General features: G+C 65.7%; 19 protein-coding genes. 13 read left to right on the top strand and 6 right to left on the bottom strand.

Features of this window, described 5'->3' with window-relative positions; genetic code table 11:
• Positions 1 to 220: 220 nt before the first annotated feature.
• Together ACT2B0_RS09875 and ilvA are read right to left on the bottom strand one after the other, a co-directional pair.
• Positions 221 to 769 carry a DUF1697 domain-containing protein gene (locus ACT2B0_RS09875; RefSeq protein WP_473464161.1) on the bottom strand — a complete coding sequence of 183 codons (549 nt, stop codon included), beginning with the start codon at positions 767 to 769 and terminating at the stop codon, positions 221 to 223.
• A complete protein-coding gene (gene ilvA / locus ACT2B0_RS09870) occupies positions 766 to 1,977 on the bottom strand; it encodes a threonine ammonia-lyase IlvA (protein WP_473465906.1) in 1,212 nt (403 codons plus the stop codon). The genes ACT2B0_RS09875 and ilvA overlap by 4 nt, the downstream gene beginning before the upstream one ends.
• A gap of 187 nt (positions 1,978 to 2,164) precedes the next feature.
• Here ilvA and ACT2B0_RS09865 point away from each other — a divergent pair, with 187 nt between their 5' ends.
• The 3 genes from ACT2B0_RS09865 (at position 2,165) to ACT2B0_RS09855 (ending at position 5,310) form a co-directional block, all read left to right on the top strand.
• The gene (locus tag ACT2B0_RS09865; protein ID WP_473464158.1) at positions 2,165 to 3,622 is read left to right on the top strand and encodes a TrkH family potassium uptake protein; all 1,458 of its coding nucleotides are present in this window, start codon (positions 2,165 to 2,167) and stop codon (positions 3,620 to 3,622) included.
• A 147-nt stretch (positions 3,623 to 3,769) separates the two neighbouring features.
• Entirely contained in the window at positions 3,770 to 4,939 is a 1,170-nt protein-coding gene (locus ACT2B0_RS09860; RefSeq protein ID WP_473465902.1) for an alpha/beta hydrolase, read from the top strand.
• Positions 4,939 to 5,310 carry a VOC family protein gene (locus ACT2B0_RS09855; protein ID WP_473464155.1) on the top strand — a complete coding sequence of 124 codons (372 nt, stop codon included), beginning with the start codon at positions 4,939 to 4,941 and terminating at the stop codon, positions 5,308 to 5,310. Before ACT2B0_RS09860 ends, ACT2B0_RS09855 begins: the two co-directional genes overlap by 1 nt.
• On the opposite strand, the gene ade is transcribed toward ACT2B0_RS09855, so the two are convergent.
• On the bottom strand, positions 5,311 to 7,128 hold the full coding sequence (ade, locus tag ACT2B0_RS09850; protein WP_473464152.1) for an adenine deaminase: 1,818 nt from the start codon (positions 7,126 to 7,128) through the stop codon (positions 5,311 to 5,313).
• A 185-nt stretch (positions 7,129 to 7,313) separates the two neighbouring features.
• Between ade and ACT2B0_RS09845 the strand changes: the two genes are divergently transcribed.
• Positions 7,314 to 7,550 carry a hypothetical protein gene (locus ACT2B0_RS09845; RefSeq protein ID WP_473464149.1) on the top strand — a complete coding sequence of 79 codons (237 nt, stop codon included), beginning with the start codon at positions 7,314 to 7,316 and terminating at the stop codon, positions 7,548 to 7,550.
• An 82-nt stretch (positions 7,551 to 7,632) separates the two neighbouring features.
• Here ACT2B0_RS09845 and ACT2B0_RS09840 read toward each other — a convergent pair whose 3' ends face one another.
• The gene (locus ACT2B0_RS09840; protein ID WP_106569196.1) at positions 7,633 to 7,887 is read right to left on the bottom strand and encodes a GlsB/YeaQ/YmgE family stress response membrane protein; all 255 of its coding nucleotides are present in this window, start codon (positions 7,885 to 7,887) and stop codon (positions 7,633 to 7,635) included.
• A 361-nt stretch (positions 7,888 to 8,248) separates the two neighbouring features.
• Here ACT2B0_RS09840 and ACT2B0_RS09835 point away from each other — a divergent pair, with 361 nt between their 5' ends.
• Positions 8,249 to 8,485 (top strand): hypothetical protein, encoded by a 237-nt coding sequence (locus ACT2B0_RS09835; RefSeq protein ID WP_473464146.1) that lies wholly within the window; start codon positions 8,249 to 8,251, stop codon positions 8,483 to 8,485.
• A gap of 515 nt (positions 8,486 to 9,000) precedes the next feature.
• Complete coding sequence (locus ACT2B0_RS09830; RefSeq protein ID WP_473464144.1) at positions 9,001 to 9,627, top strand: LysE family translocator; 627 nt, start codon at positions 9,001 to 9,003, stop codon at positions 9,625 to 9,627.
• Between the two features lie 146 nt (positions 9,628 to 9,773).
• Here the strand turns inward: ACT2B0_RS09830 and xth are convergent, their stop codons facing one another.
• Positions 9,774 to 10,550 (bottom strand): exodeoxyribonuclease III, encoded by a 777-nt coding sequence (gene xth / locus ACT2B0_RS09825; protein ID WP_473464141.1) that lies wholly within the window; start codon positions 10,548 to 10,550, stop codon positions 9,774 to 9,776.
• Between the two features lie 123 nt (positions 10,551 to 10,673).
• Here xth and ACT2B0_RS09820 point away from each other — a divergent pair, with 123 nt between their 5' ends.
• Positions 10,674 to 12,044, top strand: coding sequence for a uracil-xanthine permease family protein (locus ACT2B0_RS09820; protein ID WP_473464139.1), 1,371 nt, complete (start codon positions 10,674 to 10,676; stop codon positions 12,042 to 12,044).
• A 141-nt stretch (positions 12,045 to 12,185) separates the two neighbouring features.
• Here ACT2B0_RS09820 and erpA read toward each other — a convergent pair whose 3' ends face one another.
• Positions 12,186 to 12,536 carry an iron-sulfur cluster insertion protein ErpA gene (gene erpA, locus ACT2B0_RS09815; RefSeq protein WP_473464137.1) on the bottom strand — a complete coding sequence of 117 codons (351 nt, stop codon included), beginning with the start codon at positions 12,534 to 12,536 and terminating at the stop codon, positions 12,186 to 12,188.
• 68 nt (positions 12,537 to 12,604) lie between these two features.
• Here erpA and ACT2B0_RS09810 point away from each other — a divergent pair, with 68 nt between their 5' ends.
• The 6 genes from ACT2B0_RS09810 (at position 12,605) to scpB (ending at position 21,374) form a co-directional block, all read left to right on the top strand.
• Entirely contained in the window at positions 12,605 to 13,828 is a 1,224-nt protein-coding gene (locus tag ACT2B0_RS09810; protein WP_473464134.1) for a deoxyguanosinetriphosphate triphosphohydrolase, read from the top strand.
• Positions 13,829 to 13,877: 49 nt separating this feature from the next.
• Positions 13,878 to 15,635: an arginine--tRNA ligase gene (gene argS, locus ACT2B0_RS09805; protein ID WP_473464131.1), complete on the top strand. Its 1,758-nt coding sequence runs from the start codon at positions 13,878 to 13,880 to the stop codon at positions 15,633 to 15,635.
• Positions 15,636 to 15,738: 103 nt separating this feature from the next.
• Positions 15,739 to 18,615 (top strand): SPOR domain-containing protein, encoded by a 2,877-nt coding sequence (locus ACT2B0_RS09800; protein WP_473464128.1) that lies wholly within the window; start codon positions 15,739 to 15,741, stop codon positions 18,613 to 18,615.
• A 128-nt stretch (positions 18,616 to 18,743) separates the two neighbouring features.
• Positions 18,744 to 19,763 (top strand): beta-N-acetylhexosaminidase, encoded by a 1,020-nt coding sequence (nagZ, locus tag ACT2B0_RS09795; protein WP_473464125.1) that lies wholly within the window; start codon positions 18,744 to 18,746, stop codon positions 19,761 to 19,763.
• Positions 19,764 to 19,831: 68 nt separating this feature from the next.
• The gene (locus ACT2B0_RS09790) at positions 19,832 to 20,635 is read left to right on the top strand and encodes a segregation and condensation protein A (protein ID WP_473465899.1); all 804 of its coding nucleotides are present in this window, start codon (positions 19,832 to 19,834) and stop codon (positions 20,633 to 20,635) included.
• Between the two features lie 25 nt (positions 20,636 to 20,660).
• Entirely contained in the window at positions 20,661 to 21,374 is a 714-nt protein-coding gene (gene scpB, locus ACT2B0_RS09785; protein ID WP_473465896.1) for an SMC-Scp complex subunit ScpB, read from the top strand.
• Positions 21,375 to 21,410: the final 36 nt, after the last annotated feature.

Genomic DNA, 21,410 nt, shown 5'->3' with positions numbered 1-21,410 from the left:
GCACGCGCGGCTGCGCTGTCGTTCCGCGCGCCAACGCGCGCGGGTGATCGTTCGCACCTACCAAAACGGGGAAGGGGAACCAGACGCAGCAAGGCCAGTTCAGGCGGGCCGGTCGGTGCCGGCCCTTGCGTCTGGCTGCCATATGGGGGAGTTCGGCCGGGAAAGCAAACGAAATCTCTTCTGCCGTTCCGCGGCGATATTGCTTCTGCGCCGCGTTGCCTCACGCGTTCTCGGCCGCGGCGCGCGCCAGTTCGGCCAGTCTGACGACCGTGTTCCAGTTGCGCGCGGTGTTGGGAACGCCGATGCCTTTGTCGAATTTTTCCGCCAGTTTGGAGCGCCCGAAACCGTGCGGTGTGTGGAGATAGGCGACCCGATCGACGACGGCGATGCTTTCGCCGTCGACGGCGTGCGCCCGCAGGGCGGCGACATCGGCCTCGTCGGGCGACGCGCCCAGGACCGCGGCGTGCAGGAACTTGCCCGTACCGGTTGCCCCGGGGAACGGGTTTTGTGCGATCAGCCGCTCCCATTCGGCAAGCGACAGCAGGTATATGTCCTTCTCGAAGCCCAGTTCGCGCGCGCACAGCTGGACGATCGCAGCGTGCGCGGCGTCGCGCGGCCGGTCGTTCGCCACGACGGCATTGCCGCTGTTGATATAGGTCGCGACCCGGCGAAAGCCGGCCTGCTGGAGCTTTTCGCGCAACAGCTTGACCGGTAGCTGCCTCTTGCCGCCGACGCCGCGGAACAGGACGATCCAGACCGTGTCGCTCATATGATGAAACCCGCCAGCACCTCGTTGTCGGTAATGTCCTGATAGGACCAGCCGGCCTGGTCGAAGCGCTTTTGCAGCGCGGCGAAATTCTTCTTCTTTCTGGTTTCGATGCCGATCAGCACCGAGCCGAAATTGCGCGCCGATTTCTTCAGATATTCAAACCGCACGATGTCGTCCTCGGGGCCGAGCAGGTCGAGGAAATCGCGCAGGGCGCCCGGCCGCTGGGGAAAGCGGAAGACGAAATATTTCTTCAAGCCCTCGAAACGCAGTGCGCGCTCCTTCACGTCGGGCAGGCGCTCGAAGTCGAAATTGCCACCCGAAACGACCGCGACCACGGTCTTGCCCTTCAACTCCTTGCGCGAAAAATCCTTCAACGTATCGATGGCGAGCGCGCCGGCAGGTTCCAGCACCACGCCCTCGACATTGAGCATTTCGATCATGGTCGCGCACAACCGGTTTTCGGGAACGAGATGCACGTCCGCGGCGGCGAAACCTTTCAGCCGGCTAAACGGCTCGCGCCCGATTTCCGCGACCGCAGCCCCATCGACGAAATTGTCGACACGGGCGAGCTTGATCCGGCGTCCGGCCTCGAGGCTCCGTCTGAGGCTGGGCGCGCCGCCGGGTTCGGCGAACACGAAGCGCGTCGCCCAGTCGTTGGCCGCGCCGTAGCGCGTTATGCCGGCAGCCAGCCCGCCGCCGCCGACCGGCAGGATCATCATGTCGGGCGCTCCGTCCGGCATCTGGCGCGCGATTTCATGCGCCACGCTTGCCTGGCCCTCGATGATGTCGGCATGGTCGAAGGGCGGTACCATCAGCGCCCCGGTCTCGTCGGCGTGCGCCAGCGCCGCGGCCAGGCATTCGTCGAAGAAGTCGCCGGTCAGGCGGATGTCGATGAAGTCGCCGCCAAACGTCGCCGTCTTGTCGATCTTCTGGCGCGGCGTTGTGACCGGCATGAAGATCACGCCGGTCTTGCGCATCTGGCGGCAGACATGCGCGAAACCCTGGGCGTGATTGCCGGCCGAGGCGCAAACGAAGGACTGCGGCGCGTCGCGACGGGCCAGCGCCTTGCGGAAGAAATTATAGGCGCCGCGTATCTTGTAGGACCGTACCGGGGTCAGGTCCTCGCGCTTCAAGAAGACGCGGGCTCCGGTCTTGCGCGACAGGTGTTCGTTTTCCTGCAGCTGCGTTTCGGCAAACAGCGTGCGCATGGCCTGTGCGGCCTCGTCCACGCGGGCACAGAAACCGGCGAGCCCCGATTTGTCGACCACGATCCGTTCCACCTGCAGGTTGCACCTTCGCGCCCTATTGCATAAAAGGCCGCGTCCCGCCACTGTCGGCGCGCCACGACGGGGCCGACAGGAGTCCGGCAGCCGCTCAGATCGGGGTTTGCTTTTCGTGCAGAGCTTCGCCTTCCGCGCCGCGATCCACATAGCCGCGATTTTCGGGATCTACCTGTCGCTGGCGATGCTGATTCCCGCTTTTGTCGACCTTTACCAGGGCAATCCCGACTGGCGCGTGTTCGCACTGTCGGCGTTCTTCACCGGCGGTCTGTCGCTTGCCGTCGCGCTGGCCACCCAGGGGCGGCCGCCGCCGGTCTCCTCGCGTTTCGGCTTCCTGATGGTCAATCTTCTGTGGGCGACCACGGCGATGGTCGGCGCGGTGCCCTTTCTCGCCTCGTCGCTGGAAATGTCGCTTGCCGACGCGATCTTCGAATCGGTCTCGGCGACGACCACCACTGGCAGTACGGTGCTGAGCGGGCTCGATTTCCTGCCGCCGGGCCTGTTGTTGTGGCGTTCGATCCTGCAATGGATGGGCGGGCTCGGTGTGATCGCGCTCGGCCTGTTCATCCTGCCGTTCCTCAATGTCGGCGGCGTGTCCTATTTCAAGATCGAATCGACCGATATCGAGGACCGCCCGTTCGAGCGGCTGTCGACCTTCACCATCAGCCTGATCAGCATCTATTCGGCGCTGACGCTGGCCTGCGGGATCGCCTATGCGGCTGCCGGCATGAGCGGCTTCGACGCGCTCAACCACGCGCTCACCACCATCTCCACGGCAGGTTTTTCCACCCACGACGCCTCGTTCGGTTATTTCGCCCACAATTCGGCGATCCTGTGGATCGCGATCGTGTTCATGTTCATCGGCGCGCTGCCGTTTTCGATCCTGATCCTGTTCATGGTGCGCGGCCGGCTCGACGCGCTGCGCGACCCGCAGATCCGCGTGTTTGCCGGCTATGTGGTGTTTTTCGCCGTCGCGACCGCCATCTATACGCGCATCACCACCGGGGCGCCGTTCTTCGAGACCCTGACGCACACCACCTTCAACTTCATGTCGCTGATCACGACCACCGGCTATTCGACCCACGACTATACGTCCTGGGGGCCGTTCGTGGTCGCCTGCGCCTTCGTCGCCACGTTTCTGGGCGGCTGTTCCGGCTCGACCTGCGGGGGGATCAAGGCCTATCGCTTCATCATCCTGTTCGAACTGATGGCCAACGGTTTGCGCCGTTTCGTCTATCCGAGTTCGGTGCAGACGGTGCGCTACGGCGATCGGCCGGTCGACGACGACATGCAGCGCGCGGTCGTTTTGTTCATCTCGTCGTTTTTCGTGCTGTGGGCGATCGCCACCGTGCTGTTGTCGGCCACCGGCCTTGATCTGATCACCGCCATGACGGGCGCGCTCACCGCGCTCACCAATGTTGGCCCGGGCCTCGGCGACTATATCGGCCCGGCCGGCAATTTCGCGCCGCTGCCGGATGTGGCGAAATGGATCCTGTCGCTCGCCATGATGCTCGGACGCCTGGAGATTCTCGCCGTGCTGGTGATCTTTACGCCGGTATTTTGGGCGCGGTGATCGGCGCGCCGAATCCGCCGGTTGCCGGGCAGATCCGTGACAGTGCGCAAGACATTGTGTTCGTCCGCGCCCCTTATTGCCGTCATGACGGGTAGACGCGGCCTGGCCGATCTGCTTATCGGAAGGCACAGGCGTGGAGGTCGGATCCTGTCGGTGGCGGCGAAGTTCCTAAAAATTCTGGCTTTCGGGGTGCTGGCGGCGTCGCTCGCGGGCTGCGCCAACAAGGGCGCGCATCTCCTGGTCGGCACCGAGACGGTGTCGGCGACCGCGGCAGAGATCGCCGGCAAGCACCGGCTGTTCGTTGCCACAACCCGCCAGCGTTCGGCCGAGCCACGCGAGGTCTTCGACGGCGAGCGCTCGCTGACGCTGAGTTTTGCGGTGACAGACGTGACCGTGCCGGCGATCCACAAGGTCGGCGCACTCGAGCGGCCGAAAAACAGCACCCGCGACCCATCCAGATATTTCACCGCCACCGGGGTCGGCGGCTATGAGGACGAGGCCGCCTTCGAGGCCGGGCTCGCCAAGACGATCGCGGCGCGCGGGGGCAGGGCCCTGGTCTTCATCCACGGCTTCAACACCCGTTTCGACGAAGCCGTCTACCGCCTGACGCAGATCGTGCACGACGCCGGCTATGACGGCGCGCCGGTGCTTTTCACCTGGGCCTCGCGCGGGCGCACCGTCGACTATGTCTACGATCGCGATTCCGCCACCACCGCGCGCGACGGCCTGGAGCGCACGTTGCGGCTCGTGCGCCGCGCCGGGGCGCAGCGCATCGACATCATCGCCCATTCGATGGGCAACTGGCTGACGTTGGAAGCGCTGCGCCAGCTAGCAATTTCCGGCGACCGCGATATCGGCGGCAAGCTCGGCGACGTGGTGCTGGCGTCGCCGGACGTCGATGTCGACGTGTTCAAGAGCCAGATGAAGCGCTATGGCAAGCCCGACAAACCATTCTTCGTCATGCTGTCGCAAAACGACCGGGCGCTGAACCTGTCCGGCCTGATCGCCGGCAACCGGCCTAGGCTCGGCGAGTATGCCGACGCCGACGACATTGCCAGCTACGGCATCGTCGTCATCAACGTCACCGACGTCGAGGCGGGCGACCGGCTCAACCACACCAAGTTCGCCGACAACCCGGTGCTGGTGAAGCTGATCGGCGACCGGCTGAAGGCCGGCGACACGTTCGTGCAGCGCCGCACGGATCTTGCCGGCAATATCGAAAACCTCGCCAAGGGGCTCGGCCAGACCGCGGTCTCGGCCGCCAGCATCGTCATCACCACGCCGGCCGAGGTCCTGTCGACGGTGGGGGTCGAGTGATGCCGCAGGCTATGCGCGGCGCCGCCCACGTGCTTGCCGTGCCGGATGCCGGGGTCACCGCCCGCTGGTGGGTCGAGGTGATGGGGTTCGAAATCGCCGGCGAACCCGAGGGCTGGGTGTTCGTGCGCTCGGGAAAGGTGACCATCATGCTCGGCAGCTGTCCGGACGCCATCCATCCGCGCGATCTGGGCGACCACCAATATTTCGGCTATCTCGAGGTGGCCGACGTCGATGCCTGGTTCGAGGCGGTGTCGGGCCGCGGCGCCGACATTCTGTTTCCGCCCGCCGACCGGCCCTGGGGCATGCGTGAATTCGCCGTGCGCACGCCCGACGGCCACCGCTTCATGGTTGCCGCCGCGCTCGCCGGCTGATCACACGAACAGATCCACCTTCTCGAATTTCGTCACGTCGATGATGCCGAGGTCGGAGATCCTGAGTTCCGGGATGACGACCAGCGCCAGCAGCGAGTGCTGCATGTAGGCGTTGTTGAGCGAACAGCCCATGTCGCGCATCGCCGCCGACAGTTTTTCGGCCTTGGCGGCGACGATCTCGGCGCGCTCGTCCGACATCAGCCCGGCGATCGGCATTTCCACCAGCGCCAGTTCCTTGCCCTTCGAGACCATCACCACGCCGCCGCCGACCTGGCCGAGCCGGTTGGCGGCGCGCGCCATGTCGTCCTTGTTGGTGCCGACGACGATCATGTGATGCGAATCATGCGCGACGGTGGAGGCTATCGCGCAGTCCTCGGTATAGCCGAAGCCCGACACGAAGCCGTTGACGACCGCGCCGCTGCCTTTGTGGCGCTCGACCAGCGCGATCTGGCAGACATCGTTGCGCCGGTCCATCGCCACGATCCCGTCCTCGACCGCAAGGTCGGCCTCCAGCGCCCTGGTCGGGGCCTGATTTTCGATCACGCCGATGACGCGGGCGCGCACTTCGGCGCTGTTGTCGGGGGCGGGAATGTCGAAATCGGCCGCGGCAAGCGTCTTGCCGAGCCGGACCGTGTCGCGCGCGCTCGCCGGATAAGGGTAGGGCGCGATCTCGATTTCCAGACGGCCGGCCTTGGCCAGCCTGACGCCGCGCGCGAACACTTCGTCGATTTCTAGCGTGGCGAGATCGGATACGATCAGCACGTCGGCCAGCCGGCCGGGCGCGATCGAACCGAGCTCGCGTTCAAGCCGGAAATGCTGGGCGGTGTTGATGGTCGCCATCTGGATCGCCGTCACCGGGTTCAGTCCCTGGGCGATCGCATGGCGCACGACGCGGTCCATGTGGCCCTCGTTGACCAGCGTGCCGGAATGGCTGTCGTCGGTGCACAGGATGAAATTGCGCGGGTCGAGGCCCTTTTCCGTCACCGCCTTGATCTGCTCGGCGACGTCGTACCAGGCCGAACCCAGTCTCAGCATCGCCTTCATGCCCTGGCGCACACGGGCGATGGCGTCCTCGGCGCGTGTGCCTTCGTGATCGTCCTCGGGCCCGCCGGCGACATAGGCGTGAAAGGCCCGGCCGAGATCGGGCGAGGCGTAATGGCCGCCGACGGTGCGCCCGGCGGCCACGGTCGCGGCAATCTCGCCGGTCATGGTGGCGTCGTTGGCGGCCACGCCGGGGAAATTCATCACCTCGCCGAGCCCGATGATGTTTTCCCAGCCCATCGCCTCGGCGATGTCGGTGGGACCGAGTTGCGCGCCGGCGTTTTCCAGGCCCGGCGCCGAGGGCACGCAGGAGGGCATCTGCACAAAGACGTTGATCGCCTGGGCGGCCGCCTCGTCGTGCATCAGCCTGACCCCGTCGAGCCCCAGCACGTTGGCGATCTCGTGCGGGTCGACGAACATCGATGTGGTGCCGTGCGGAATGACGGCGCGGCAGAATTCGGTCACCGTCACCATGCCGCTTTCGACATGCATATGCGCGTCGCACAGGCCCGGTACCAGATAGCGTCCGGCCGCGTCGACGACCTTGGTGCCTTCGCCGATGGCGTGGCTGGCGTCGGGGCCGCAATAAGCGAAGCGGCCGGCCACGATCGCCAGGTCGGTGGCCGGAATTACCTCGCCGGAATGCACGTTGACCCAGCGCCCGTTGCGGATCACCAGGTCGGCAGCGCGCCGGCCCATGGCAACGTCGACCAGCAGCGGCGCGACCTCGGTCCAGGGCTGCGGCTTGCGGTTTCGGGGCGGGGTCGGTGCGGCCATGATCGGGTCTCCTTGTCGGTCCACTGTGCCAAGAGCGGGGCGCAAGCGCCAGTCGCAAGCGCGCAAAACCACGAAAAGTCGCCCGGACTCCAGCCGCCGCCGCGTTCAGCGCGCGGTCTGTCCGCTGTGGCGCGGAACCGACGCCTGGTCGGTCGCGTTCTTCCGTCAAAGGAAAGGATGTTTCGATGCGCACGCGGACCTACATGGCGGGCATGATCGGCCTGATGATCAATGCGGTGCTGTTCGGGGTTGGCGCCGTCACGGTGCTGTCGGTGCCGGCCTTGCGCGCCTGGGCGCCTTATCTGATCCCGGCGGTGGTGGTCGTTAGTCTCGCGGTGACGCCCTTCATCGCCTGGCGGATGGCACCGCTGTTGCGCGCACGGCGCGGGAGCCGGGCCAAAGACGCGCCCGAGACGCGCTGACGCCGTATTTTTCGTCAGCTTCGACGAAAGAACGGCCGGTCCTGGCGGGACCGGCCGTTCTTTCGTGGTCGGCTGCGCGATGTCAGCCGGATTTCACGAGCTTGATGATCACCAGGAGTATGACCGCGCCGATCGTGGCGTGGATGATGGCGGCGAGGATGCCGCCGCCCAGCGAGATGCCGATCGCGGGAAACAAAAACCCGGCGATGAAGGCGCCGACGATGCCCACGACGATATTACCAAGCAGGCCGAAGCCGAAGCCTTTGACGATCAGTCCGGCAAGCCAGCCGGCGATGGCGCCGATGATGATGAAGACGATGAGACTCTCAATGCCCATGTTCAGTTCCCTCCATTGGCTATGCGATGGAAGCAGAAAGCGCGCGTCATGTCGATCACCCACGCTCACAAGCCTGTGGGCTCTCCCCCGGTCGCGCGGCATTCATTCCGCGCTCCGGCACACGCGTTTTCGATGCCGCGTTTCGCGCTTTCGGGCAGACAGGGAACTGTTTTCGCGATCGCGAGTTTCCCTCACAGGCAGTTCAAGCGGATACGGGGAACAGGATAATGCACAACAGCGTCTGGGAAGCGCGGTGGCTGATCGGCCCGGTTTTCGGCCTGGCCGGATTTGTCGCCGTCATCGGCATGGCCGCCGGTTGAGCCCCTTCAGCACAGGTCACATTGAAAGGAGAGATGCCGTCATGGAACAGGAACCTCGTGAGCGTACGACCATCGTCACCACAGGCAGCGGCGGGGCGGGCTGGTTCATCGTCGGCGGCGTGGTGGTGGCGCTGGTCATCGCTGCAATTCTGTTTGCCGGCGGGTTTTTCGAGGGATCGACGACCGCCAGTATCGACGTGCCCGACAAGGTCACGATCGAGGTGCCCGCTGTCGACGTTCAGCCCCCTGCGGACGATGCGCCGAAGCCAGCGCAGTAAGGAAGTCAAGAATTGAGCCCGGTGACCGGTTCTGCTAGCAGGGATGGCCACGCGGACGTGGTGGAATCGGTAGACACAAGGGACTTGAACGCAATCTGAGTGCACCGGGGGAAACGCCGGCTGTAGAACTGCTCAAATTCGGGGAACCCTGTCAGATGGCGATCCCGAGCCAAGCCCGAAGATCAGACGATTCGGGAAGGTGTAGAGACTAGACGGGCAGCACCTAAGGCGGATGCTAGGGTGAAGGTATAGTCCAGACCACAAACGCCCCGGCGGGGCGGCGGCGAAAGCCGTAGCTGGTAAGAAAATCCCTCGGCTTCGGCCATGCGGGTTCGAGTCCCGCCGTCCGCACCATACGGCCCGAGGGCGTTTTCCCGGCGTCAAAGAGACTTTTCAAAGAGATTGCAGGCGTCCGGAGGGACAGTCTCCGTGCAATAGGTGGCGGATCACGCTTGCTTTATTCAATGGCATTCGCTTTCCATTGGCGGCGAATACCATCGGAATGGCAACACCACATGGCGGACAGTCTGAATCTCTGGTTGATCTTGGGGGCTGCGTTCATCGCCGTCGCCAGTCCTGGTCCAGGCACCCTGGCGATTGCCGGTGCGTCGATGCGTGCGGGGCGGCGGAGCGGTCTGGCGCTTGCGTCGGGCATGACAACGGGCTCGTTCGTCCTGGGAACTTCAGCTGCCCTCGGACTGGGGACCCTGTTGGCGGCCAATCAGGTGTTTTTTGAGATATTCCGATACGTTGGTTCGGGCTATCTGCTCTATCTGGCGTATCGGTCCCTCAGGGCGTTCCTTTCCACGGGGCCAAGCGAATATCGAGGCAGAACATCGACCTCCTTGCGCTCCGCATATCTCACCGGTTTGGCGATCCACCTCACGAATCCGAAGGCCATTCTGTTCTTCGGTGCGCTTTACGCGATAGGAGTTCCGGCAGATGTCACTGCACCGGGGTTGGCTGTCGTGGTCGTTGCGGTGAGCCTGCAGACCATGCTCATTCTCCACGCTTACGCGCTTTTGCTTTCCATGCCGAAGGTGATGAAAACATATGTCAGAGCAAGGAAGTGGTTCGAAGGGCTGTTCGCATTGACCTTTGGAGCCGCTGGTCTGCGGATTTTTCTTTCGAGGATGAATTAGGGGCGCCCGGAAGACGATCCCAGCAGGTCGAATATGCCTACGGTCCTATGTCGGTTCTGTCCGCCAGGCAACGGTTCCACGAACGCCTTGGCGGCGTGTCGCGTGGGCCACGCGAGGGGGCCGGCCTGTCACGCCGGTCTCTCCCCTCAGGCGAGTTCGATAACCACCGGCACGTGATCGGAGGGTTTTTCCCAGGCGCGGAGATGTTTTTCCACCGAGGCGCCGGCCAGCCGGTCGGCGGCCTCCGGCGACAGCATCACATGATCGATGCGGATGCCGTTGTTCTTCTGCCAGGCGCCGGCCTGATAATCCCAGAACGTGTAGAGCACGTCGTCGCTGACGGCGCGGACCGCGTCGGTGTAGCCGAGATGGCACAGGCGGCGGAAGGCGCCGCGGCTTTCGGGCTGGAACAGCGCGTCGTCGACCCAGGCGTCCGGGTTCTTGGCGTCTTCGGGCTGCGGGATGACGTTGTAGTCGCCGGCCAGCACCAGCGGCTCCTCCAGCTCCAGCCGCTCGCGGGCCCAGTTTTCCAGCCGCTCCATCCAGCCGAGCTTGTAGGGAAACTTTTCCGAACCGAGCGGATTGCCGTTCGGCAGATAAAGCGACACCACACGCACCACGCCCGTATCGGTCGAAAACACCCCTTCGATGAACCGGGCCTGCTGATCGTCATCGTCGCCGGGCAGGCCGCGATTGACCTCGTCGAAACGCAGCTTGGACAGGATCGCCACGCCGTTGAAGCCTTTCTGGCCATGGGTTTCGACATGGTAGCCGAGCGCTTCGATATCGGCGCGCGGAAAAAGCTCGTCGACCGATTTGATCTCCTGGAGACAGGCGATATCGGGCTGGCTGTCCTTGAGCCAGTCGAGCAGATTGTCGATGCGCGCCTTGACGCCGTTGATGTTCCAGGTCGCGATTTTCATGGATAAAATGCCGATCTTTCAAATTTTACTTGATGGTCAGCGCCGCCGAAGTCGGGAATGGTCGTCCATTGCCCGAAAAACAATCTCAAAACAAATGGGCGTTGAGAAGAGGGGACAGCAACCATGACTGACACAACCAACACCGATGCGGCAAGTACCGCAGGGCTCAGGCAGCGGCTCCGCGATCCCGATTACACGCCGCCGATCGCGCAGGCCGTGCCGCTCGGCATCCAGCACGTGCTGGCGATGTTCGTTTCGAACGTGACGCCGGCGATCATCGTGGCCGGGGCGGCGGGCTTCGGTTTCGGCTCCAATTCGCCCGACTTTCCCAACCTGATCTACATGATCCAGATGTCGATGCTGTTTGCCGGCATCGCCACCTTGTTCCAGACCATCGGCATGGGTCCGGTCGGCGGGCGCCTGCCGATCGTGCAGGGCACGAGCTTCGCCTTCCTGCCGGTGATGATCCCGATCGTGGCCGGCGGCGGCGTCGCGGCGATGGGCGCGCTGATGGGCGGCGTCCTGATCGGCGGCATTTTCCACTTCTTTCTCGGCACCTTCATCGGCCGGTTGCGTTTCGCGCTGCCGCCGCTGGTCACCGGGCTGATCGTACTGATGATCGGGCTTGCCCTGATCAAGGTCGGCATCCAGTACGCGGCCGGCGGCGTGCCGCTGATCGGCAAACCCGAATATGGCAGCCTGGCCAATTGGAGCGTCGCGCTGGTGGTGATCGTGGTGACGCTGCTCTTGAAATTCTTCGCCAAGGGCATGTGGTCGATCGCGGCGGTGCTGCTCGGCCTGATCGCCGGTTATGTCGTGGCGCTGATGATGGGCATGGTGAATTTCGGCAATGTCGGCAATGCCGGCTGGGTCGCCGTGCCGGTTCCGTTCAAATGGGGCTTCGAACTGTCGGCCGCGGCCATCATCGGCATGTGCTTCATGGCGGTAATCTCGGCCATCGAGACGGTGGGCGACGTGTCTGGCATCACCAAGGGCGGTGCCGGCCGCGAGGCGACCGACCGCGAAATTTCCGGCGCCACCTATGCCGACGGGCTCGGAACGGCGATCGCGGGCATTTTCGGCGGCTTGCCCAACACCTCCTTCAGCCAGAATGTCGGGCTGATCTCGATGACCGGCGTTATGAGCCGTCACGTCGTCACCTATGGCGCGATCTTCCTGATCCTGTGCGGGCTGATCCCCAAGGTCGGCGCGATCATCTCCACGATCCCGATCACCGTGCTCGGCGGCGGCGTGATCGTTATGTTCGGCATGGTGGCGGCCGCCGGCATCAACATGCTGTCCGACGTCAACTGGAACCGGCGCAATATGGTGATCTTCGCCGTGTCGCTGTCGGTCGGGCTCGGGCTGCAACTCGAGCCGGGAGCGCTGCAGCATCTGCCCAAGACCGCGCAGATCCTGCTCACCTCCGGGCTGCTGCCGTCGGCGTTTTTGGCGGTGGTCCTCAACCTCGTGTTGCCGGAAGAGCTGGACTGACGAAAAGGAGACACAAGGCCGGCCGCGTGGACCCGCGCGGCCGGCTTCCGGCTCAAAACCCTGTTGCCGGCGACACAGACAGGACCGTCGGCGCGCCGCGCAAGCGGAGCCGTCATGTCGATTGCCGGTCGCGGGGTGGGCTCAGATCGAGAAACTGGTTCCGCAGCCGCAGGAGGCGACGGCATTGGGGTTTTTGATCTGGAAGGACTGGCCCATCAGGTCGTCGACGAAGTCGATCACCGAACCGCCGAGATAGACGAGCGAAATCTCGTCGATCAAAACGGTCGCGCCATCCTTCTCGATGGCCACGTCGTCGTCGTTGCGCGCTTCGACCAGGTCGAACATGTAGGAAAAACCCGAGCAGCCGCCACCTTCGACCGCGACCCGCAGGGCCGTCTTGCCGGGTTCGGCGGCCATGATCCTGGCGATCCGCTTCGCCGCCGCGTCGGTCAGCTCGACGCCCTTTTTGCCTGCCAATGCGTCCGCGCCCATGGCGTCACCTTGTGTTCGCACTCGCACCATAGGTATGAAGCGTCATACCGCAAGTCAACCGGCGCAACATGTCCGATCCAGTTTCGCAATTTTCCCATATCGGCTTCGGCTACAGGCCGCGCGCGTCCTATGCCTGCGATCCCGCCGCGACGCGCGGCCGGTTTTATCGCGAGCAGGAAAGCCGCACGCGCACGCCGTTCCAGCGCGACCGCGACCGCATCATCCATTCGACCGCCTTTCGCCGGCTGAAACACAAGACCCAGGTCTTCATCGCCCACGAGGCCGATCACTATCGCACGCGGCTGACCCATTCGATCGAGGTCGCCCAGATCGCGCGCGGCCTGGCGCGGGCCTTGTTGCTCGACGAGGACCTCGCCGAAGCCGTCGCGCTGGTGCACGATTTCGGCCACACCCCGTTCGGCCATACCGGCGAGGACGCGCTCAACGACCTGATGGGGTTCGCCGGCGGGTTCGATCACAACGCCCAGTCGTTGCGCGTCGTCACCAGGCTGGAAAGCCGCTACGCGGAGTTCGACGGCCTCAACCTGAGCTGGGAAACGCTGGAAGGGCTGGTCAAGCACAACGGTCCGCTGACCGACGCCAGCGGCGAGGGGCTCGACGGCCCGCTGCCGCGCACGATTGCGGATTTCGACGTGCTGTTTCCGCTCGATCTCGCCTCCCATGCCTCGCTCGAGGCCCAGGCTGCCGCGATCGCCGACGACATCGCCTATGACGCGCACGACATCGACGACGGCCTGCGCTCGGGGCTGCTGACGCTCGACATGCTGGAGGAGGTGCCTTTCACCGCCGCCATTCTGGCGGAGGTACGGGCGCTCTATCCCGGCCTCGATCCGGTGCGCATCGGCCACGAGCTGATGCGCCGCCAGATCACGCGCATGGTCGAGGATGTGATCGTGACGGCCCGCGACCGGCTCACGGCGCTGAAGCCGGCAAGCAGCGGCGCGGTGCGTGCGGCGGGCGAGACGATCATCCGCTTTTCGGCGACCATGCGCGCGGCCGAGAAAGAGCTCAAGGCGTTCTTATACGCCAATCTTTATCGCCACCCCGACGTGATGGCCGTGCGCGCCGATGCCGAGCGCATCGTGCGCGACCTGTTCGGCGTCTATTTCGCCGACCCGGCGGCGATGCCGGAGGGTTGGCGCGATATTCTCGAGCGCGCCGACGACGTGGTCAAAGCCCGTCATGTCGCGGATTTCCTGGCCGGCATGACCGATACCTATGCGATCAAGGAGCATCGGCGTCTGTTTGACCACACGCCTGAGATCGGATAGGGCCTCGCCCAGCCCAAGCTGGCTTTCGTTTTCACCCGGACGTTGACCCATGAACATTTTTGCCGATTTCCGCGATCGGATCACGAAGGCGATCGATGTGCTCGATCTTGTGCCCGTTGCGGGCGGTCCGCTCGACTATTCGCGCCTGACAGTCGAGCCGCCGCGTGACGCCGCTCATGGGGATATCGCCACCAACGCGGCCATGGTGCTGTCGAAGGCGGTCGGCGAAAATCCGCGCGCGCTCGCCGGGCGCATCGCCGAACGGCTCGCCGCCGATCCCGAGGTCGCCGCCGTCGACGTGGCGGGACCCGGATTCATCAATCTGACGCTCGGCCACGGGTTCTGGCAGGCGCGGCTGCGCGAAATGCTGGCCGCCGGCCCCGACTATGGCCGCTCGACGATCGGTACGGGACGCAAGGTCAATGTCGAATATGTCTCGGCCAACCCGACCGGGCCCATGCATGTCGGCCATTGCCGCGGCGCCGTGGTCGGCGACACGCTGGCCAATTTGATGGGTTTTGCCGGCTTCGAGGTGACCAAGGAATATTACATCAACGACGCCGGCGCCCAGATCGACGTGCTCGCCCGTTCGGTGCTGTTGCGTTACCGCGAGGCGCTCGGCGAAAAGATCGGCGAGATTCCCGCCGGTCTCTACCCCGGCGACTATCTCAGGCCGGTCGGCAAGGCGCTGGCCGACGAATACGGCCAATCCCTGCTCGGCATGGCCGACGACAAGGCGCTCGGCCTGGTCAAGCAGCACACCATCGATGCGATGATGGCGATGATCCGCGACGATCTCGCCGCGCTCAACGTCCGCCATGACGTGTTCTTTTCCGAACGCAGCCTGCATGCCGACGGTGCGCGCGCCATTCGCACCGCGATCGCCGACCTGACGATGAAAGGCCACGTCTACAAGGGCAAGCTGCCGCCGCCGAAGGGGCAGAAGCCTCAGGATTGGGAAGATCGCGAGCAGACGCTGTTCCGCTCGACCGACGTCGGCGACGACATCGACCGCCCGCTGGTCAAGTCGGACGGAGCGTTCACCTATTTCGCCGCCGACGTGGCCTATATGAAAGACAAATACGCGCGCGGATTCGAGGAACTGATCTTCGTGCTCGGCGCCGACCATGGTGGCTACGTCAAGCGCCTGGAGGCGCTGGCGCGCGCGATTTCCGGCGGCGACATCAAGCTGACGGTGCTGCTGTGCCAACTCGTCAAGCTCTATCGCGGCGGAGTACCGGTGCGCATGTCCAAGCGCTCGGGCGAGTTCGTCACGCTGCGCGAGGTGGTCGACGAGGTCGGCCGCGACGCGATCCGTTTCATGATGCTTTACCGCAAGAGCGACGCGCCGCTCGATTTCGACTTCGCCAAGGTGACCGAGCAGACCAAGGACAATCCCGTCTTCTACGTCCAGTACGCCTCGGCGCGTTCGCATTCGGTGTTCCGCCAGGCGGCCGAGCAGATCGGCGCTGACGGGCTCGACCGCCAGGCCCTGTCGCGGGCCTCGGAGCGGCTGACCGACGACGCCGAGATCGCGCTGGTCAGAAAGGTGGCCGAATATCCGCGTATGATCGAAGGGGCCGCGCTTGCCCACGAGCCGCACCGCATCGCATTTTACCTTTACGACCTCGCCAGCCAGTTTCATGCCTTGTGGAACCGCGGCACCGATAACGATGACTTACGGTTTATTAAGGTTAATGACCCAGTCTTGACCCAGGCTAGACTGGGATTGGTGCAGGTGGTCTCTGATGTCTTGACGTCGGGGCTGGGCCTATTGGGAGCCGAGGCGCCGGAAGAAATGCGCTAGGCGACCCGGTACTATCTGTCACCTTTTGCCCACAATGGGCTGGTAACGGCCAGAAACTCGCGGCGTTTTCAGCGCCCGGGCGAGTGTGAGTGCGGAAATGGGTATGGCAGACCTCAAGCAGTTGAAGGTGAAGCACGACGATGACTTCGCCGAAAACGATCCCCTGGCGGAACTGACCCGGATCATGGGCGGTATGCCGCAAGCAACCGGCGCGGGCGAGGTCGACGACGATTTCGGCATCGATCTCGAGCGCGAACTGATGGGGGAGCTGGAACAGGACCTCGATCCGCAGGCGCGGCATTCGCCGCAGGCGGAAGAGCCGGTGTCCCACGAACAACCCCTGACGGATCTCGGCCCGTCCTTCGAGGACGAGCTGACGGCTGAGTTTTCAGCCTCGCTGGAGGCCGGAGAAGTCATGGACGGGCACGACGATGCCGGTCAGGCCGCCGCGCCGCCCGCCTTCGACGTCGTCGGGGCGAGGGCGCCCGATGTTGACGATCCCGACGACGCGCCTGCCGCGGTTGCGCCGTCTGCGGCCGATCTCGACGAGGCTGCGTTCGTCGATATGGATTTTGGCGCGGCTGAGCCGCCGCTCCGGCAGGCTGAACCCGTTTCCGAACGTCGCCTCGATGCCGGTGTGACGGCACCGTTGAGCGACGGTGAACCCGTGCACCAGGACAACGGGGCCGACAGGCCGGTGGCCGCAGGGGCCCGGGAGACCGCGCCTGCCGCCGCCGCCGAACCGGTATTCGACCCCTTCGCGGAACTGGCTGCGATGGCGTCGCCGCCGCCGGCAGCGCCCGATCCGGTCGGACCGGTCGATTTTGGCGGCGACCGGGCCGAAACCGACACGCAGCCACATCGGGCTGACGATCGTTCCGACGGTTTTGTTTCCGACGATCTCCAGGACGATGTTCTGGCGCATATGGATCTGGGCTCGAACCCGGCCGCGCCGCGCACCGGCGAGCCCGAGCAGCCGTTTGCCTTCGCGCGCACGACGCCGGTCGCGCCGCCGGCGCAACCGGAGCCGACGCAGCCTGTATGGCAGGATGACGACTGGGTTGCGCCAAGTGACGAGACCTGGATTGCGCCGCACGCTGTCGCCCAGCCGGACGACGATATGAACGCTGCCGACGATGCCGGGTGGACGCAGGCGCAGGTCGAGCGGACCGAACCCGACGCGGCCGGCTGGAGCGATCGGGAGCCCGACCAGGCGGCGACGCCGGTCGCCTATGACGAGCGTCCGGCACCGCAACCCGAGACGCCGCGCGCCGAGCCCGTGGCTGCGGCGGGTGTTGCGGCTGGTGCCGGCGCGGCGGCCTCTGCCTTGACCGGTGCGCGCGCCGGATTTGCCCGGTCCACGGAGGCGCCGGCGATCGAGACGGTCGACGTGCCGGAATCCGCTGTGGAGATCGCCGACGATGCCGGTATCCCCGAATTCGTCCAGGAGGACGAACCCCGGCTCGACCTGGCCGACGAACTCGACATGGAATTCGCGTCGGCTTTCGACGAGCTGAATCGCGACAGGCCAGTGGCCTCCGAGCCGCAGAGCTGGTCGCGCGCCACCGACGCGGCAGCGCTTGCCGCCGAGCGGCGGTTTTCGGAGGAGGCCGCGCCGGAGGATTTTGCGCTCGGGCTCGACGAGGCAGACCTCGCCCTCGACGAGACGTTCGATTTCGGCGCCCCCGAGCAGGGCGATGACGGCACGGCATGGCGGCCGGACGGTTTCGACGACGCAGCCGGCCAGGACGATAGGGCGGCCGAGTGGCCCGACGAGGCCTATCAGGTAAACGCCTCCGACGATGGCGAGCTTGCCTCCGCCTTTTACGGCGAGGCACCGCATGCGGAGAGCGCCGCGGAGGCGCCGCCTTCCAGCCGTCGTGGCCTTGTGATCGCGGCTCTGGTCGCTGGCGTTGCCGTCATCGGCGGTATTTCCGCCTTCGCGCTGTCGTTCGGATCCGGCGATCCGGAAGCCGCGCCGGCCATGGTCAAGGCCGATCCGTCTCCGGTCAAGGTGCGGCCGGAAACGCCCGGCGGCGTGACTGTTCCGAACGAGGACAAGATCGTCTACGAGCGCGTCGCCGGCGGCGACGAACCGGGTACGCCGACACAGGAAAAACTGCTGTCGGCTGCGGAAGAGCCGGTCGATCTCGCCGTGCGCGATGTCACCCCGGGCGCGCCCGACGCGGCGGATGCGGCAGCGGGCAAGTCCGAAGACAGGGTCGCGCCCGAGACGTCGGACCTGCCGGGCGTTGCCGGCGATGAGCCGGCGCTGGTCGCGCCGCGCAGGGTGCGCACCATGATCGTCAGGCCGGACGGCACGCTGGTGCCGCGCGAAGAGCCGGTCGAGGTCGCGAAGGCGGCCGAGGTCGAGCCGGCGCCCGCGCCCGTACCGGCTGCCGCCGCGCCCGCGCCCGAACCGGTCGCCGCCGCGCCCGCGCCCGAACCGGTCGCCGCCGCACCCGCGGCGCCGGTCGTGCAGAACCGCGATGGGGATGCCGCAAGCGCCGGCACTGCCGAAGAGCCTGCCGCGCCGGCGCAGGCCGAAGCCGACAGCGCGCCGGTGCGCGTGGTCGAAACCACCACGATCCGGCAATCCGGCACCCAGAAGGTTCCCGATCGCGGGCCGGTCGCTCCGACCCGCCCGTCCGACCAGCCGGTCGAGATCGTCGGCAACACCGCGCAGCCCAACCGCCAGACCGAGGTCGCGGCCCTTGACACACGTGCGCCGAAGCCGGGCGAATGGTCGATGCAGATCGCCTCGCAGCCCTCGCCCGAGGGCGCGCAGAAAAGCTATGCCAACCTGTCGGCGCGCTACGGCTCGATCCTGAACGGGCGCGGCGTCAACATCGTCAAGGCCGACATCGCCGGCAAGGGCACGTTCTGGCGGGTGCGGATCCCGGCGGGAAGCCGGGCCGAGGCGACCAGGCTGTGCGAGCAGTACAAGGCCGCCGGCGGGAGCTGTTTCGTCGCCAAATGACGGCGGCCACCGGCCGAAGACCACTCTGCATCGAATCGTCGGGCCGCTGCGAAGCGGCCCGAACCGTTTCGGGATGGAACTCGGCTGTGGTCAGTGCGCGGCAAGCCAGGACGGGCTAGTCTGCTGCGATGAGCGAATCAAAAGCAATGATCCTCGGCTGTGCCGGGAGCGAACTCACCACTGAGGAAGAGAGGTTTTTTCGCCGGGAGAAACCCTGGGGTTTTATCCTGTTCGCCCGCAACGTCGCCGACACGCCGCAGGTGCTGCGCCTGGTTTCCGACCTGCGCGAGAGCGTCGGCCGGCCGGATGCGCCGGTCTTCGTCGACCAGGAGGGCGGCCGGGTGCAGCGGCTGCGCCCGCCGCTGGCGCCGGACTATCCGGCGGCCGGTGCGCTCGGCGCGATTTATGCCGCCGACCGTGCGGCCGGGCTGCGCGCGGCCTGGCTGATGTCGCGCCTGCACGCCTTCGACCTTGCCCGCCACGGCATCGATGCCGACTGCCTGCCGGTGCTCGATGTGCCGGTCGACGGCGCCGACGAGGTCATCGGCAAGCGTGCTTATGCCAGCGACCCCGCGGTGGTGGCGGCGATGGGGCGCGCTGCGGCCGACGGGCTTCTGGCCGGCGGCGTGCTGCCGGTCATGAAACACATGCCCGGTCACGGGCGGGCGCGTTGCGACAGCCACAAGGCGCTGCCGGTGGTCGAGGCCTCGCTGGACGTCCTGCGCGCGGTCGATTTCGCGCCGTTTGCCGCGCTCGCAGATATGCCGATGGCGATGACCGCGCATATCGTCTACCAGCAGATCGATCCCGACAATCCTGCCACGACGTCGCCGCGCATGATCGGCGATATTATCCGCGGCGAGATCGGTTTCGACGGATTGTTGATGAGCGACGACGTCTCCATGAAGGCGCTTTCTGGGGATTTCTCGCAAAAAGCGCGGGCGATTCTTGCGGCCGGCTGCGATGTGGTTCTTCACTGCAACGGCGTCATGGACGAGATGACGGCGGTGGCGTCTGCGACCCCGGCGCTCGCCGGCAGGGCGCTTGAGCGGGCACGGCGGGCGCTCGATCTGCGGGCGCATGCGGCGGCCGAGGACGAAAAGCGGGTCAGGGCGGAGTTCGACGCGTTGGCCCGGTCGGCGGCATGAGCCCCGACGCTGGATAGGAAACGGATTTGGGAGCGATCCAGAAGAGTTCAGGCCAGGACAAGGCGCCGATGGAGCGCCTGTGGACCGAGAACGAGGAAACCCACGATCCGGCCGCGCCGGCGCTTGTCGTCGACGTGGCCGGTTTCGAGGGACCGCTCGACCTGCTCCTGCATCTGGCCCGCACCCAAAAGGTCGATCTCGCCCGTATCTCGATCCTGGCGCTTGCCGAGCAATATCTGGTTTTCGTCGACGAGGCCCGCAAGCTGCGCCTCGAGATCGCCGCCGATTATCTGGTGATGGCGGCCTGGCTTGCCTTCTTGAAGTCGAAACTGCTGATTCCCAAGCAGGACAGCGACGAGGGCGAAAGCGGCGAGGAACTGGCCGCGATCCTGCAGTTCCGGCTGAAACGCCTGGAGGCAATGCGCGATGCCGCCGCGCGCCTGGTCAACCGCAATCGGCTCGGGCGCGACGTGATGGCCCGCGGCATGCCCGAAGCGGTGATCCTGGAGCGCCGGACCGAATATAGCGCCTCGCTCTACGATCTGCTGACCGCCTATGCCGGCCAGCGCCAGCGCCAGGCGGTGACCAATGTGCGGATCGCCAAACGCACGGTGTGGTCGCTTCAGGACGCACGCGCGGTGCTGTCGCGCCTGGTCGGCAAGATCAAGGACTGGACCGCGCTCGACCGGTTTCTGATCGATTATCTGACCATGCCGGAAGAGCGCGCCACCGCGCTCGCCAGCTCGTTCGCCGCCTCGCTCGAAATGGTGCGCGAAGGCGCGATCGAAATACGCCAGACCGAGCCGTTCGCGCCGCTTTTCCTGCGCGCGCGGCCGACGGAACAAGCGCCCAACGAGGTGAGCCATGTCTGAAAGCAGCCGGGCGAACGCGCTGTCCATGCCCGACGGCGAGGGCGCCCTCGGGGTCGATCCGCTGAACGACAACCCGGCCGAACGGCTGCATGTGGTGGAAGCCATGCGCATGGCCGAGGCGATCGTGTTCGCGTCCGCCGAGCCGGTCAGCGAAAAGGCGCTTGCCATGCGCATGCCCGAAGGCGTCGACATTCCCGCGATCATGCTGTCGCTGCAGGAGTTCTACGAAAAGCGCGGCGTCAATCTGGTCAAGATCGAGGATGCCTGGGCGTTTCGCACCGCCGGCGATCTGTCCTTCCTGATGAGCCGCGACGCGGTGCAGCAGAAGAAATTGTCGCGCGCCGCGCTCGAGGTTCTGGCCATCATCGCCTATCACCAGCCGGTGACCCGCGCCGAGATCGAGGAAGTGCGCGGCGTGGAAACCTCCAAGGGCACGCTCGACACGCTGATGGAGACCGGTTGGGTGAAGATGCGCGGCCGGCGGCGCACGCCCGGCCGTCCGGTCACCTACGGCACGACGCTGACCTTTCTCGACCATTTCGGGCTCGGCGAACTGCGCGACCTGCCGGGGATGGACGAATTGAAGGGGGCGGGCCTGTTGTCGGCGCGCATGCCGGCCAATTTCTCCGTGCCGCTGCCGCCGTCCGATCCCGACGACCTTACCGAGGACGAAGAGCCGCTGACCGACATCGACCTGGAAGAGCTCGGCCTGTTGACACCCCGCGGCGGGGATGATTGACGGGAGCGCCGCGTGTCGTCGCGGCGCGGATCCGTG

Source organism: Nitratireductor sp. J20-h4 (assembly GCF_056780505.1).
Note: the sequence above shows the minus strand (reverse complement) of the source record. Positions and strands in the feature narration are given on the sequence as shown.